This window comes from Pseudomonas sp. ACN5, from assembly GCF_002303975.1.
Classification (GTDB): Bacteria; Pseudomonadota; Gammaproteobacteria; order Pseudomonadales; family Pseudomonadaceae; genus Aquipseudomonas; species Aquipseudomonas laurylsulfatiphila.
The window spans coordinates 235326-251191 of the sequence record NZ_MRCP01000001.1; the positions used below are offsets into that span (position 1 = coordinate 235326).

Genomic DNA, 15866 nt, shown 5'->3' on the forward strand with positions numbered 1-15866 from the left:
AGATGTCCAGAATCCAATGCCCACGCTGCCTGCGTCCGCAATCTCATTGCCTGTGCCCGTTGATCCCGAATCTCGACAGCCGCACTCGCGTGCTGTTGTTGCAGCATCCGAGCGAAGTGAACCATGCACTCAATACAGCGCGGTTGGCAGCGTTGGGCTTGAGCAATGCCGAGTTGATCGTGGGCGAGGTGTTCGAGGATTTGCCGGTGTTGTTGAACCGTCCGGGATATACGGCGCGGTTGTTGTTTCCGGGTGAAGAAGCGCAGCCGATGAAAGCCTATGGCTGCTCTGATGAATCGATGTTGCTGGTCGTCCCGGATGGCACCTGGCGCAAGGCGCGCAAGATGCTGCACCTCAATCCGCTGCTGGCGGCATTGCCGAGGGTGACGCTGGCTGAAGGCGGTGTGTCCCGTTACCGGCTGCGCAAGGCACCGGGACCGGGGGCGTTGTCGACAGTGGAGGCGATTGTGCAGGCGCTGGAAACCCTCGAAGCGCCGACTTCGTTCGCGTCGTTGTTAAAGCCGTTTGAAGCGTTGATCGAGGGGCAGATTGCGGCGATGGGGGAGGAGGTTTACCAGCGTAATCATGGTGATAAATGATCGCTGTTTGTGCCGGCCTCATCGCGAGCAAGCCCGCTCCCACATTCGACCGGGTTCCTCCAGGAGAAATACGATCGAATGTGGGAGCGGGCTTGCTCGCGAAGGCGGCGGAACAATCACCAGAAAATCTCAGCCAGAAACTACCGCTCCCGCATCGCCTCGGTCCGCGCTTTCAACACCGGTTTAAGCAAGTAATCCAGCACCGTTTTCTCCCCGGTAATAATGTCCACTGTCGCCACCATCCCCGGGATGATCAGCAGCGGTTTCACATCCCCGCCCAGATGGTTTTTGTCGGTGCGCACCTGAATCAGATAAAAGCTGTTGCCCTTGTCGTCGGTGATGGTGTCGGCGCCGATCAGCTCCAGCTTGGCGCTCAGGCCGCCGTAAATGGTGTAGTCGTAGGCACTGAACTTGACCATGGCTTTCTGGCCCGGATGCAGGAATGCAACGTCCTGCGGGCGGACCTTGGCCTCGATCAGCAGGTTGTCTTCCAGCGGCACGATTTCCACCATGTCACTGCCGGGCTGGACCACACCACCGATGGTGTTGACCTTCAGCACCTTGATGATGCCGTGCACCGGCGAGACCACGGTGGTGCGGGTCACACGGTCGTCGATGGCGATGCTCGATGCCGTTATTTTCGACAGGTCGGTGCGTTTCTCGTTCAGCTCTTTGGCCGCTTCCGAACGGAAGGTTTGCTCCGACTCGTCGATCTTGCTTTTGATCTCGTTGATCGCCGATTCCGCCCGGGGAATCGCCAGGGTGGTGGCGTTCAGCGAGCCGCGAATCTCCACGGCGCTGCGTTTGAGGCGCAGGATTTCCACCGGCGACACGGCACCGGTGCCCACCAGCGGCGTGGACATGTTCATCTCTTGTTGCAGGAGCGCCAGGCTTGAACTGAATTGACCCTGTTTCGAGCGGAACTCCGCCAATTCCTGGGTTTTTTGCCGAAGTTGTTCGGACAGTGTGCGCTGCTCGCTCGCGAGTCGACGTTGCCGCTGCTCGTACAGAGAGCGCTCGTCTTCGGCCACTTGCGGCGCCTTGGCGATCACTTCTTCTGACAGCTTGAACGGCCGGCCTTCGGCTTCGGCCGAGAGCCGTTCGACCTGCGCGGTCAAGGCGTAGCGATCGGCTTCACTTTCGCCCTTGTTCGACAGGTAGCGCGTGTCATCCAGGCGCAGCAAGGTGTCGCCCTTGTTCACCATCTGCCCTTCACGCACAAAGATTTCGGTGACGATGCCGCCCTCGAGGTTCTGGATCACCTGGACCTTGCTCGACGGAATCGCCTTGCCTTCGCCCATGGTCACTTCCTGCAAGACGGCGAACTTGGCCCAGACCAGTGCGCAGATCAGCAGTGCAGCGGTCAGCCACACGGTGATCCGCGACCAGCGCGGCGAGTCCTGCAACGAGGCGCCGGCGGTTTCCGGCATGAATTCGACTTCGGCGCTTTTGCCGAAGCTGTTGAAGTAGCCTCGGGGCGCTGAATCTGGCGTTCGAGCAGACATGGCGATACCCGTCAGTTAAGAGAAATAGTGCCGAACACAATCCTGTGGCGAGGGAGCTTGCTCCCGTCCGGCGGCGAAGCCGTCGCAAAAACTGCTGGCGCGATCCAGGTGACACAACGAGGGGGCTGCTTCGCAACCCAGCGGGAGCAAGCTCCCTCGCCACAGGCTGTGTATTCGTATCTAAACAGCCGCAGAGCCGACACGGCCCTTGCGCAATGCATCGATGACTGCTTCTTTCGGCCCGTCGGCGACGATCCGTCCGTTGTCCAGCACCACCAGCCGATCCACCAGGCTCAGCATCGAGGTGCGGTGAGTCACCAGCAGCACGGTTTTGCCCTGGACCCAGCCGTGGAGTTTTTGCCGCAGAACGTCTTCGCTGCTGTTGTCCATGGCGCTGGTCGGTTCGTCGAGCAGCAGGATCGGCGGGTCGAGCAACAAGGCCCGGGCCAGCAAAACCGCTTGGCGCTGACCACCGGACAGCAACTGTCCGCGCTCGCCCACGGGCCGGTCGAAGCCTTGCGGGTGTTGCCGGGCCAGTTCGGTGACGCCGGTGAGTTCGGCCACTTCGAGCATGCGTGAGTCACTGATGTAGCGCGCGCCGAGGGTCAGGTTATCGCGCAGGCTGCCGGCCAGCAGCGGCAGGTCGTGAGCGACGTAACCGATCTGATGGCGCAGGTCGGCGACGTCCAGCTGTCGCAAGTCCAGGCCGTCGAGCAATAGCTGGCCTTCTTCCGGTTCGTAGAAACCCATCACCAGCCGCGCCAGGGTGCTTTTTCCCGAGCCGCTGCGACCGATCACGCCGATTCGCTCACCGGGTTTCACGCTGAAACTGACGTTGGCCAGCGCCGGGGTATTCTGGCCGTTGTAGTGGAAGGTCACGCCGACAACATCCAGCGCCCCTTGCAGTTGCGTGCGCTCCAATGGCCGCTGTTTGGCGTCGCGCTCCTGGGGCAGGCCCATCAGCGCGTCGGTGCTTTTCATGGTCAGTTGCGCTTGCTGGTAGCGGGTGATCAGGCCGGCGATCTGTCCCAGTGGCGCCAATACCCGACTGCCGAGCATGTAGCTGGCGACCAGGGCACCGACGCTGAGATTGCCAGCGATGATGCTGTAGACCCCGGCGACGATGGTCGCCATGCCCGACAGCTGCTGGATGAACAGCGTGCCGTTGGTGGCCAGGGCCGAGAGGTTGCGCGCATGGCTGTCGAGGCGGGTGAGGGCGCCGTGGGTGCTTTCCCATTTGTGCTGGCGTTCGCTTTCGGCGCTGCAGGCCTTGAGGGTTTCCAGGCCGCTGAGGGTTTCGATCAGCAACGCCTGGCGTTCGGCACCGAGGCTGAGGCTTTTCTGTACGGTGTCGCGCAGGCGTACCTGGATCACCATGGCGAATAGGATGGTGATGGGAAACGCCAGAACCGGAATCACCACCAGCCAGCCACCGAGCAGGCCGATCACCAGCAGCATCAGCAGGCAGAAGGGCAGGTCGATCAGGCTGGTGAGGGTCACGGCGGTGAGAAACTCCCGCAGGCCCTGGAAGTCATGAATGCTTTGGGCAAAACCACCGATGGTCGCCGGCCGCGCTTTCATCGCCATGCCGGTGATGCGCTCGAACAGGGTCGCCGACAGGATCACGTCGGTTTTCTTGCCGGCGGTATCCAGCAGGTGCGCGCGAACGACCCGCAGCACCAGTTCGAAAGCGGTGCCGATCAGCAAACCGATCGCCAGCACCCACAAGGTCGAAGTGGCCTGGTTCGGTACCACGCGGTCGTAGGTCTGCATCACGAACAGCGGCACCATCAGACCCAGCAGGTTGATCAGGAAACTCGCCAGGATCGCGTCGCTGTAGAGCCATTTCGACAGCTTCAGCGTATCGCGGAACCAGGCCTGGACCCGAGGCACCAGCGGCGAGCGCAAGTCTTCGAGTTCGTGGCGTGGCCGGGCAAACAGCGCCTGGCCACTGTAGTGTTCGGCCAACTCTTCAGGGCTGAGCCATTGTTCGCCGCCGTCGGCTTCGCTGGGCAGGATCAGCACCTTGCCGTCTTCGGCATAACGACGCAGGACGGCCGTGCGGCCGTTGTTGAGCAACAGCAGCACGGGCAGGTTGAGCGGCGAGATGTCCTTGAGGTCACGGCGCAGCAGGCGCGCCTGCAAACCGGCCCGGGCCGCTGCACGGGGCAGCAGGTCCAGGCTCAGGCGTTGGTGTGCCATGGGGAGCCCGGCACTGAGGCTGGCGCGACTGACCGTCGCGCCATGGAGTTTGCAGAGGATCAACAGACCGTCCAGAAGCGGGTCATCGAAGCTCAGGCGCGGATCGACACCGGTGTTGCCGGGTTCCATGCTGGTCATTGAACCCTCCCATGCACTACTTCATTTCAGGCAGACGAGCTTCGTTTTTCACTTCGGTCTGGGCGATCGCGTCGGCGGGCAGTACGACCCGTTGTTTGCTCAACAACTGCCCCATGTTCGCCAGGATGCGGTACATCGAAAATTCTTCGGTGTAGCGCACTTCGGTGTAGCGGCGGTTGGCGTTGTAGAGTTCGTTTTCGCTGTCGAGCAGGTCAAGCAGGGTCCGCTGGCCGAGGCCGAACTGATCCTGATAAGCAATGCGTACGCGCTTGCTGGTGTCGGCGTATTCACGGGCGGTCGGGGTTTGTTTCTTGGCATTGACCATGGCGTTCCAGGCCAGGTGAATATTCTCGTTGAGCTGGCGCAGGGCATTGTTGCGGATGTCCATGGCCTGGTTGATCTTGTGCGCGTCGGAGGCCAGGCGCGCCTTGTCGCTGCCGCCGCGGAACAGGTTGTAATTCATCACCACGCCGACCCGCCACTCGTTGTCGTGGCCTTCGTCACCCTGCACGTTGTTGTTCGCGCCCACTGCCGCCTCGGCGTCAAGGCGTGGGTAGAAGGGCGACTTGGCAACTTCGTACTGGCTTTCGGCCGATTGCACGTCGGCCTGGGCGGATTTCAGGTAAGGGTTGTTTTCCACCATGCTCTGCTGGGCTTCGGGCAGGGAGGCAGGGACTTCGCCGCGAATCGATGGCGGGGTTTCGAGTTCATCGGGCATACGCCCGACAACGGCGTAAAAGTTCGACTCGGCGTCAGCCAGATTGACTTCGGCGGTGTCGAGGTTGTTTTCTGCCAGTGCCCGGCGAGCGCTGGACTGGTCGGCATCGGCGTTGCTACCCACGCCGCGCTGGGTGCGCAGGCCGATCTGGTCGTTGACCCGCAAGTGCGCTTGCAGGTTGTTCTTGGCCAGGGTCACCAGTTCGCGGTGCTTGAGCACCTCGAGATAAACCTCGGTGGTGCGCAGGGCCAGATCCTGAGCCGTACCCTGAGCGTAATAGGCTCGCGAGTTGACCACGCCTTTGGTGCGATCGACTTCATTGGCGGTGTTGAACCCGTCAAAAAGCATTTGCCGCAGGCGCAATTCCGACTGGGTGTAGTTGAGAATTTCGGTGTGGTGATTGCCGAGCGCCCGGGTATTGGTGTTATCGCTGTACCCGCGCCCGTAAGCGGCGTTCAGATCGACCGATGGATAAAAGCCCCCTTTCGCGACCTTCACGTCTTCGTCAGCCGACAGACGGCTGTCCACCCGCGATGCCAGTTCCGGGTGCGTCGCGATGGTGCTCTGGATTGCCTCGGTCAGCGTCATGGCCTGGGCTTGGTACGAGCAGGCCATGGCCAAAAGAACCGCGCGGCTGAGGGGGGTGAATAGGCGCATGGTACATCTCCCTGATTCCTGATGGTGCTTATCAGTCGCCAATTTATTGACGACATTTGTAGGTAAAGTTGTTTCACGTATTTAACAAAAGAGCTAAGAACATTCTGGAGCGTAGCTAAGAAATTTTTTTCATAACGGCTATGCAAAAAAAAACTTATGCGCTCTACAAAATCCAGCACATTGTTCAAGTCGAAAGCCCTTGTTTTACGAGCTCTAGGGGGCTCATCGGGCTTTGAGGAAAGTTCCAATCCACTTATCGAAATAGAGCGGAGAAGTGCTGGAGGGGAGGGATGCGAGCGATCTGGTGGCGACGGTTTTTTGTCACTTGAGTGCTTCGAGATCGTTACGCATCGCTCACAGGCAACGTTGTTGCGAACAGGGATCCGATGCCATTGATTGCAGAGGGATTTTCCCGAAATCGTAAACAGCGCCGTGAGCGACTGGCTGGGCGAGATCGTTGCCGGGTACACGGCTTACTCAAGTAAACCGGCACCCGGAACACGATCCACCAGGCAACCCGCTCGAGCCATGAGCACGTTCTTCGCACAATCAAGGTGCCGACGGCGGTTGGCGGCGGAGGAAGTGCACATGGCAACGCTCATCGGAATCGTCAGTAAGGTCATCGGTCAGGTGTTCGCGGTTGCGAGCGATGGCACCCGGCGTGCTTTGGTCGAAGGGGACAAGCTGTTCGCTGGCGACCAACTGAGTACCGGCGCTGAAGGCGCGGTAGCGGTGCATCTGCAAAATGGCCAGGAACTGACCCTCGGGCGCGGCAGCAGCATGCAGATGACCCCGCAATTGCTCGCCAATCAGATTCCCCATGTGGACTTGTCCGAGGCGGTGACGCCGAGCCAGGCGCAACTGACGGATGTCGAACAGCTGCAAAAAGCCATTGCGGCGGGCGACGATCCGACCCAAACCGCTGAAGCCACCGCTGCCGGGTCGTCTACGACTAGCGGTGTACCGGGCGGCGTCCAGGGCAGCGGCCATAGTTTCGTCATGCTCGAGGAAGTGGGCGGGCGAGTCGATCCCACCATCGGCTTCCCTACTGCCGGTTTCAATGGCATTCCCGAACTTCCCGAAGAACGCCTGAACGCTAATCCGGACAATAACACTGTAGCGGCCGATACCCCTGTGGTGCCACCAGTGACGCCGCAGGTGCCGAACAATCCGGTCAGCTTCGAAGGTCTGTCGGGGCAGAACGGCGATCGGACTGTCAATGAAGCCAACCTGACCGACGGTTCGTTGAGGAACGAAGGTTCGCTGACGCGAAGCGGCACCTTCACCATCAATGCGCCAGACGGGCTGACCAGCCTGAGCATCGGCGGCATCAACGTGATCAGCGGCGGTGTGGCGGCAGGTTTTGCGCAGTCGTTCACCACTCCTTTGGGCAGTACCTTGACCTTCACCGGCTACAACCCGGCGACGGGCGTGGTCAGTTACAGCTACACCCTCAACCGTGCCGAAACCCATGCAAGCGGCGAGGGTGCCAATAGTCTTACCGAGCGCGTCACCGTGGTGGCCAGCGACAGCAATGGCGACAGCACCACGGGTACGCTGGATCTCACCATCATCGATGACGTGCCCAAAGCAGTCGATGACAACAATGGCACCGCCTCGGAAACCTTGCTGACGCTTAACGGCAACGTATTGACCAACGATGTGCAAGGCGCTGACCGTGTGCCGGTCGGTGAAAACAGCGGGCCGATCACTCCCGGCACCTTCACCGGTACCTACGGCATCCTGGTGCTGAATGCCAACGGCACCTACACCTACACCCTCAACACCAACGATGCCGACTTCAAGGCCCTGCACGGCGGTGGCGACGGCACCGAAAGCTTCACCTATACGCTGACGGACGCCGATGGCGACAGCAGTACGGCGACCCTGGTGCTGCAAATCCACAACAACGATGATCCGGTGACGATTGGCGGTTTGAACGTCACTGGCGGCGAACTCACCGTCTTCGAGAAAAACCTCGGCGACGGCAGCGCACCGGATGCCACGGCGCTGACCCAGAACGGTAACTTCACCGTTACTGCTCTGGACGGTGTCACCAGCCTGACCGTCGGCGGCATCGCCGTGGTCACCGCGGGTGTGGCGGCGGGCTTCCCGCAGTCGATCACTACCCCGCTGGGCAGCACGCTGACCATCACCGGATTCAACGCGGTGACCGGTGTGGTGAGCTACAGCTACACCCTCAACGACAACGAAGCGCATCCGAGCGCCAACGGCGCCAACACCCTGCCTGAACAGTTCACCGTGACCGCGGTCGACGACAACGGCACCACGACCACCGGTTCATTGGATGTGAATATCGTCGATGACCTGCCTCGAGGCGTGAACGACAGCAACGCTTCGACGGCGTCGGAAACCCTGCTGACCCTCAACGGCAACGTATTGAGCAACGACGTGCAAGGCGCCGACGGGGTAACCATTGGAGAAAACGCCGGCCCGATCACCCCCGGCACATTCACCGGCACCTACGGCACCCTGGCACTTAACGCCAACGGCACTTACACCTACACCCTGAACACCAGCGATGCGGATTTCAAAGCGTTGCACGGCGGTGGCGACGGCACCGAAAGCTTCACCTATACGCTGACGGACGCCGATGGCGACAGCAGTACGGCGACCCTGGTGCTGCAAATCCACAACAACGATGATCCGGTGACGATTGGCGGTTTGAACGTCGAGGGCGGCGAACTCACCGTCTTCGAGAAAAACCTCAGTGACGGCAGTACTCCGGATGCCGTGGCGCTGGCCCAGAACGGCACCTTCACTGTTACTGCACTGGACGGTGTCACCAGCCTGACCGTCGGCGGCATCGCCGTGGTCACCGCGGGTGTGGCGGCGGGCTTCCCACAATCGATCACCACGCCATTGGGCAGCACCCTGACCATCACCGGCTTTAACGCGGCGACCGGTGTCGTGAGCTACAGCTACACCCTCAACGACAACGAAGCGCACCCAACGGCCAACGGCGCCAACACCCTGCCTGAGCAGTTCGCCGTGACCCTGGTCGATGACAACGGCACCACGGCCACGGGCAGTCTCGACGTCAACATCGTCGACGACCTGCCGAAAGGCGTGAACGACAGCAATGGTACCGCCTCGGAAACCCTGCTGACCCTCAACGGCAACGTGCTGACCAACGACGTACAAGGCGCCGACCGGGTAACCATCGGTGAAGGCGCTGGTCCGATCACCCCCGGCACTTTCACCGGCACCTACGGCACCTTGGTACTCAACGCCAACGGCACCTACACCTACACGCTGAATACCAGTGATGCCGACTTCAAAGCCCTGCACGGCGGTGGCGACGGCACAGACACCTTCACCTACACCATCACCGATGCGGACGGCGACAGCAGCACCGCCAACCTGGTACTGCAAATCCACAACAATGACGATCCGGTGGTCCTCAACGGCCTCAACGTGTACGGCGGCGAGCTGACGGTCTACGAGAAAAACCTCAGTGACGGCAGCAACCCCAACGCACCAGCCCTGACCCAGAGCGGCACGTTCACCGTCACCGCACTGGACGGCGTCACCACCCTGACCGTCGGCGGCATCGCCGTGGTCACGGGAGGCGTAGCGGCGGGATTCCCACAATCGATCACTACGCCATTGGGCAGCACGCTGACCATCACCGGCTTCAACGCCGCCACCGGTGTCGTGAGCTACAGCTACACCCTCAACGACAACGAAGCGCATCCGACCGCCAACGGCGCCAACACCCTGCCTGAACAGTTCACCGTGACCGCGGTCGACAACAACGGCACCACGGCCACGGGCAGCCTCGACGTCAACATCGTCGACGACCTGCCAAAAGGCGTGAACGACAGCAATGGCACCGCCTCGGAAACCTTGCTGACGCTGAACGGCAACGTATTGACCAACGACGTGCAGGGCGCCGACCGGGTAACCATTGGAGAAGGCACTGGCCCGATCACCCCCGGCACTTTCACCGGCACCTACGGCACCCTGGTGCTGAACGCCAACGGCACTTACACCTACACCCTTAACACCAGCGACGCCGACTTCGAGGCGTTACACGGCGGTGGCGACGGCACAGACACCTTCACCTACACCATCACCGACGCGGACGGCGACAGCGGCACCGCCAACCTGGTACTGCAGATCCACAACAACGACAATCAAGTGACACTCAACGGCCTCAACGTGTACGGCGGCGAGCTGACGGTCTACGAGAAAAACCTCAGTGACGGCAGCAACCCCAACGCACCAGCCCTGACCCAGAGCGGCACGTTCACCGTCACCGCACTGGACGGCGTCACCACCCTGACCGTCGGCGGCATCGCCGTGGTCACGGGAGGCGTAGCGGCGGGATTCCCACAATCGATCACTACGCCATTGGGCAGCACGCTGACCATCACCGGCTTCAACGCGGCGACCGGTGTCGTGAGCTACAGCTACACCCTCAACGACAACGAAGCGCACCCGACGGCCAACGGCGCCAACACCCTGCCTGAACAGTTCACCGTGACCGCGGTCGACGACAACGGCACCACGGCCACGGGCAGCCTCGACGTCAACATCGTCGACGACCTGCCAAAAGGCATGAACGACAGCAATGGCACCGCCTCGGAAACCCAACTGACCCTGAACGGCAACGTGCTGACCAACGACGTGCAGGGCGCCGACCGGGTAACCATTGGAGAAGGCACTGGCCCGATCACCCCCGGCACTTTCACCGGCACCTACGGCACCTTGGTACTCAACGCCAACGGCACCTACACCTACACGCTGAACACCAGCGATGCCGATTTCAAAGCCCTGCACGGCGGTGGCGACGGCACGGAAACCTTCACCTACACCATCACCGATGCGGACGGCGACAGCAGCACCGCCAACCTGGTACTGCAAATCCACAACAATGACGATCCGGTGGTCCTCAATGGCCTCAACGTGTACGGCGGCGAGCTGACCGTCTACGAGAAAAACCTCATTGACGGCACCGACCCCAACGCGCCGGCCCTGACCCAGAGCGGCACCTTCACGGTCACCGCCCTCGATGGCCTGCAAACCCTGACCGTGGGCGGCATCACCGTGGTCAGCGGTGGCGTGGCCGCCGGCTTCCCGCAAACTGCCGTCACGCCGTTGGGCAGCACCCTGACCATCACCGGCTTCAACGCGGCGACCGGTGTCGTGAGCTACAGCTACACCCTGAACGACAACGAAGCCCATCCAACCGCCGACGGCATCAACAGCCTCATCGAGAACATCAACGTCGTCGCCACCGACACCGATGGCGACATCGCGAACGGGCAGATCAACGTCAACATCATCGACGACCTGCCGACCGCCAAAGCTGATGCGGACTCGGTGCAGGAGGGCGGCACCGTCAGCGGCAATGTGCTGGACAACGACATCGGCGGTGCCGATGGTCCGGCTGCTGCTGGCGCTGTGGTCGGCGTGCGCGCGGGTAGCGATACATCAACCTCGGCCATCGGCGGGCTGGGCAACCCGATCAACGGCACCTACGGTTACCTGACCCTCGATGCCAACGGCAACGCCGTGTATCACAGCACGCCTAACGCAGTGAGCGCCCCTGGCGCGGTGGATGTGTTCACCTATACCGTGCGCGATTCCGATGGTGACGAAAGCACCACCACCATCACCATCGATGTGGCCAACAGCATCATCAAGGCCAATCCCGATAGCGACGTGACGGTCTACGAAAAAGCCCTCGACCTGAGCCAGGGCGGCCAGGACCTGGCCGCCGGTACGGTCGTCGGCAGCGATCCGACCAGCACGGGCGAAACCGCTTCCGGCACACTGGTGGGCTCGGTCACTCACGCCGTCGGCGCGATCACCTACGCCCTGGTCGGCAGCAACGTGGGGGCATACGGACAGATTCAGCTCAACGCCAACGGCACCTACACCTACACCCTGACGACCCCGCCGAGCACCACACCGAACGCCAATGACGGCCCGAACGTGATGCACGAGACCTTCAATTATCAGGCTACCGACTCGCTGGGCAATATCGTCACCAGCACCATCGTGGTGGACATTGTCGATGACGTGCCCAAAGCGATGAACGACAGCAACCTCGGCACCGCCTCGGAGGCAGTGCCGAGCCTCAGCGGCGATGTGTTCGGCAACGACGTGATCGGCGCTGATAAAGTCGCCGTCGGCCCGGTCACCCCAGGCACCTTCACCGGTACCTATGGCACCCTGGTGCTCAATGCCAACGGCACCTACACCTACACGCTCGATCCCAATAGTGCGGACTTCAAAAACCTGCACGGCGGTGGCAGCGATACCGAAACCTTCACCTACACCCTCACGGACGCCGACGGTGACATCAGCACCGCCAACCTGGTACTGCAGATCCACAACAACGACAATCAAGTGACACTCAACGGCCTCAACGTGTACGGCGGCGAGCTGACGGTCTACGAGAAAAACCTCATTGACGGCACCGACCCCAACGCACCGGCCCTGACCCAGAGCGGCACCTTCACGGTCACCGCCCTCGATGGCCTGCAAACCCTGACCGTGGGCGGCATCACCGTGGTCAGCGGTGGCGTGGCCGCCGGCTTCCCGCAAACTGCCGTCACGCCGTTGGGCAGCACCCTGACCATCACCGGCTACAACCCAACCACCGGCGTGATCAGCTACAGCTACACCCTGAACGACAACGAAGCCCATCCAACCGCCGACGGCATCAACAGCCTCATCGAGAACATCAACGTCGTCGCCACCGACACCGATGGCGACATCGCGAACGGGCAGATCAACGTCAACATCGTCGATGACTTGCCGAGCGCCAAACCTGACTCGTCATCGGTAACGGAGGGCGGCACGGTCAATATCGGTGTGCTGGGCAATGACATCAACGGCGCCGATGGTCCGGCGACGGTGGTCGGCGTGCGCGCCGGCGGCAATACCGCGACCTCGGCCGTCGGCGGGCTGGGTAACCCGATCAACGGCACCTACGGTTACCTGACGCTCGATGCCAACGGCAACGCGGTGTATCACAGCAACCCGGATTCGGTCGGCGTTGCCGGGGCCACGGATACGTTCACCTACACCGTGCGCGACTCCGATGGTGATGAAAGCACCACGACCATCACCATTGATGTGGCCAACAGCATTATCAAGGCCAACCCCGATAGCGACGTGACGGTCTATGAAAAAGCCCTCGACCTGAACCAGGGCGGCCAGGACCTGGCCGCCGGTACGGTCACCGGCAGCGATCCGGGCAATACCGGTGAAACTGCGTCCGGGACCCTGGTCGGATCTGTCTCGGGTGCCAGCGGCGCGCTCACCTACACCCTGGTCGGCAGCGCCACCGGCACCTACGGGCAGATCCTGCTCAACTCCGACGGCAGCTACACCTACACCCTGACCTCGGCGCCAAAAACCTCACCGAATGCCAACGATGGTCCGAACAGCCTGAGTGAAAGCTTCACCTACAAGGCCACCGATGCGTCGGGCAACAGCAGTATCAGCACCATCGTGGTCAACATTGTCGATGACGTGCCCAAGGCAGTGGCATCGGATCGCTCGGTGGCGGCAGTGGAGATCGATTCCAACCTGCTGATCGTGCTTGATGTCTCCGGCAGTATGGCCGACGCTTCCGGCGTACCGGGCCTGTCGCGCCTGGCCCTGGCCAAGCAGGCCATCAGTGCCTTGCTGGATAAATACGACGACCTGGGCGATGTAAAAGTACAGCTCGTCACCTTCAGCAGCAGCGCTACCGACAGGACCTCGGTGTGGGTCGATGTCGCCACCGCCAAGACGCTACTCGCCGGTCTGACTGCGGACGGCGGCACCAACTACGACGCGGCCGTGGCGACCATGCAGACCGCGTTCAACACCTCGGGCAAACTGACCGGTGCGCAAAACGTCGGCTACTTCTTCTCCGACGGCAAGCCCACCACCGGCCAGGAAATCGGCACCGCCGACGAAACCGCGCTGAAAGCCTTCCTCGATGCCAACAACATCAAGAACTACGCGATCGGCCTGGGCAGCGGTGTGAGCAACGCCAACCTCGATCCGCTGGCCTATGACGGCAGCAGCCACACCAACACCAATTCGGTGGTGGTGACCGACCTCAACCAGCTCAACTCGGTGCTGTCCGGCACGGTGAACGGTGCACCGGTGACCGGCTCGCTGCTGGGCGAGGGCGGTGCATTCGGCGCCGATGGCGGCTTCATCAAGACCATCACGGTGGACGGCACCACGTACACCTACGATCCGAGCGGCAACACCAATCAGGGTTCCCTGAACTTCAGCGGCGGGCTCAACCATGGCACGTTCAACACCGTGGACAACACACTGAACATTGCCACCAACAACAGCGGTACCTTGCAGATCAATCTCGACACCGGTGAATACGCTTACATTTCGCAGAAAACCACCTCGGTGTTGATCACCGAAAACATCGGCTTCACCGTCAGCGACAACGATGGCGATCTGGCCAGCTCCACCCTGACGATCAAAGTCATACCGAACGTACCGCCAGTGGCCGCCGATGACCACGTCATCACCAACGTGCCGTCGAGCAACATCGTGGTGCCGGGCGAACTGTTGCTGGCCAACGACACCGACCCCGATGGCGACCAACTATCGGCGACACCGACCTCGTTCAACACCGGCTGGGTCGTGAAAGGCGAGGACTTCACCGGTACCGGCGCGATCAGCTTCGCCGGCGAAAACAACAACCCCGCCAACCAGAGTCTGGCCAACGTGCGCAACGCCTTTGCGGCCAACGCGGCGACCATGACGGCGTTGCTGGTGGTCAGTGGCTATCTCAGCGCAGCGAACCAATCCAATGGCAACAACGAAGACCTCATCACGGTCAAACTGAAACAGGGAGAGACGCTCAGCCTCGATCACAACCTGGACCCTGGGCACATCACGATGGAGTATTCGCTCAACGGTGGGGCGTTTGTCAGCATCGCCGATGGTGGCACCATCAGCGCCGGCGCGGATGGTACTTATCAGATCCACGTGACCAACATCGCCAACACCAGTGGCAGCAATAAGAATTCGGAAGAAAACTACGAACTGACCATGACGGTGAACTACGCCGGTGCGCACGAAGTCACCACGGACTACCACGGTACCTACACCGCCAACGACAACCATGGTGGCAGCGACTCGGCCAACCTGACCATCAGCTATCAGGAAGGCCACACCCTCACCGGCACCAGCGCAGATGACATCCTGGTGGCGGGCACGGGCAGCAACATCATCAATGCCGGCGACGGCAACGATGTGCTCACCGCAGGCTCCGGCAACAACGAGCTGCACGGCGACGCCGGCAATGACTTGCTCTACAGCGGCCCGGGCAATGACACCCTCGATGGCGGTACGGGCATCGACACGGCCAGCTATGCCCACGCCACCGCCGGGGTCACGGTCGACCTCAGCCTGCTCGCTGCGCAGAACACCCTCGGCGCGGGCACGGACACCCTGATGGCTATCGAAAACCTCACCGGCTCCAACTTCAACGACACCCTGACCGGCAATAACAGCAACAACGTGATCAACGGCGGCCTGGGCAACGACATCCTCAGTGGCGGGGGCGGCGATGACTTGCTGATTGGCGGCCTGGGCAACAACACCCTCAGCGGCGGGGCAGGGGCCGACACCTTCCAGTGGCTCAAGGACAACAGCGGCCATGACGTGATCACGGACTTCACGCCCGGCACTGACAAACTCGACCTGTCGCAACTGCTGCAAGGGGAAAACGGCACCACGGCTTCGCTGGACGACTACCTGCACTTCACCGTCACCGGTAGCGGGGCGTCGACGGTGACCAGCATCGACGTCAGCGCCATGGCCGGCGCCGCGCCGAACCAGACCATCGACCTGGCCGGCGTCAACCTCGCCAGCCAATACGGTGTCACGCCGGGAGCGGGTGGGGTGGTCGCGAGCGGGCATGACACGGCGACCATCATCAACGGCATGCTCAATGATCATTCGTTGAAGGTGGATACCGTGTGACCTGAAACCTGAACGGAAAAACCCGCCATTGCTGTGTAAGGGATGGCGGGTTTTTTCATT

General features: G+C 61.6%; 5 protein-coding genes. 2 read left to right on the top strand and 3 right to left on the bottom strand.

What is annotated here, in order from left to right; genetic code table 11:
* Positions 1-2: 2 nt before the first annotated feature.
* On the top strand, positions 3-599 hold the full coding sequence (locus BSF40_RS01175; RefSeq protein WP_095963802.1) for a tRNA-uridine aminocarboxypropyltransferase: 597 nt from the start codon (positions 3-5) through the stop codon (positions 597-599).
* A 140-nt stretch (positions 600-739) separates the two neighbouring features.
* Here the strand turns inward: BSF40_RS01175 and BSF40_RS01180 are convergent, their stop codons facing one another.
* The 3 genes from BSF40_RS01180 to BSF40_RS01190 all read right to left on the bottom strand — a co-directional run bounded on the left by BSF40_RS01180 (position 740) and on the right by BSF40_RS01190 (position 5819).
* Positions 740-2104 carry an HlyD family type I secretion periplasmic adaptor subunit gene (locus BSF40_RS01180; protein WP_095963803.1) on the bottom strand — a complete coding sequence of 455 codons (1365 nt, stop codon included), beginning with the start codon at positions 2102-2104 and terminating at the stop codon, positions 740-742.
* Positions 2105-2284: 180 nt separating this feature from the next.
* The gene (locus BSF40_RS01185) at positions 2285-4444 is read right to left on the bottom strand and encodes a type I secretion system permease/ATPase (RefSeq protein WP_095963804.1); all 2160 of its coding nucleotides are present in this window, start codon (positions 4442-4444) and stop codon (positions 2285-2287) included.
* 16 nt (positions 4445-4460) lie between these two features.
* Positions 4461-5819 (bottom strand): TolC family outer membrane protein, encoded by a 1359-nt coding sequence (locus BSF40_RS01190; protein ID WP_095963805.1) that lies wholly within the window; start codon positions 5817-5819, stop codon positions 4461-4463.
* 588 nt (positions 5820-6407) lie between these two features.
* Between BSF40_RS01190 and BSF40_RS01195 the strand changes: the two genes are divergently transcribed.
* Positions 6408-15806 carry a retention module-containing protein gene (locus BSF40_RS01195; RefSeq protein ID WP_095963806.1) on the top strand — a complete coding sequence of 3133 codons (9399 nt, stop codon included), beginning with the start codon at positions 6408-6410 and terminating at the stop codon, positions 15804-15806.
* The last annotated feature ends 60 nt before the right edge of the window (positions 15807-15866 follow it).

Excerpts from the sequence above, each read along its gene's own strand:
- BSF40_RS01185 (WP_095963804.1), bottom strand. The coding sequence starts at position 4,444 with ATGACCAGCATGGAACCCGGCAACACCGGTGTCGATCCGCGCCTGAGC.
- BSF40_RS01180 (WP_095963803.1), bottom strand. The coding sequence starts at position 2,104 with ATGTCTGCTCGAACGCCAGATTCAGCGCCCCGAGGCTACTTCAACAGC.
- BSF40_RS01190 (WP_095963805.1), bottom strand. The coding sequence starts at position 5,819 with ATGCGCCTATTCACCCCCCTCAGCCGCGCGGTTCTTTTGGCCATGGCC.
- BSF40_RS01175 (WP_095963802.1), top strand. The coding sequence starts at position 3 with ATGTCCAGAATCCAATGCCCACGCTGCCTGCGTCCGCAATCTCATTGC.
- BSF40_RS01195 (WP_095963806.1), top strand. The coding sequence starts at position 6,408 with ATGGCAACGCTCATCGGAATCGTCAGTAAGGTCATCGGTCAGGTGTTC.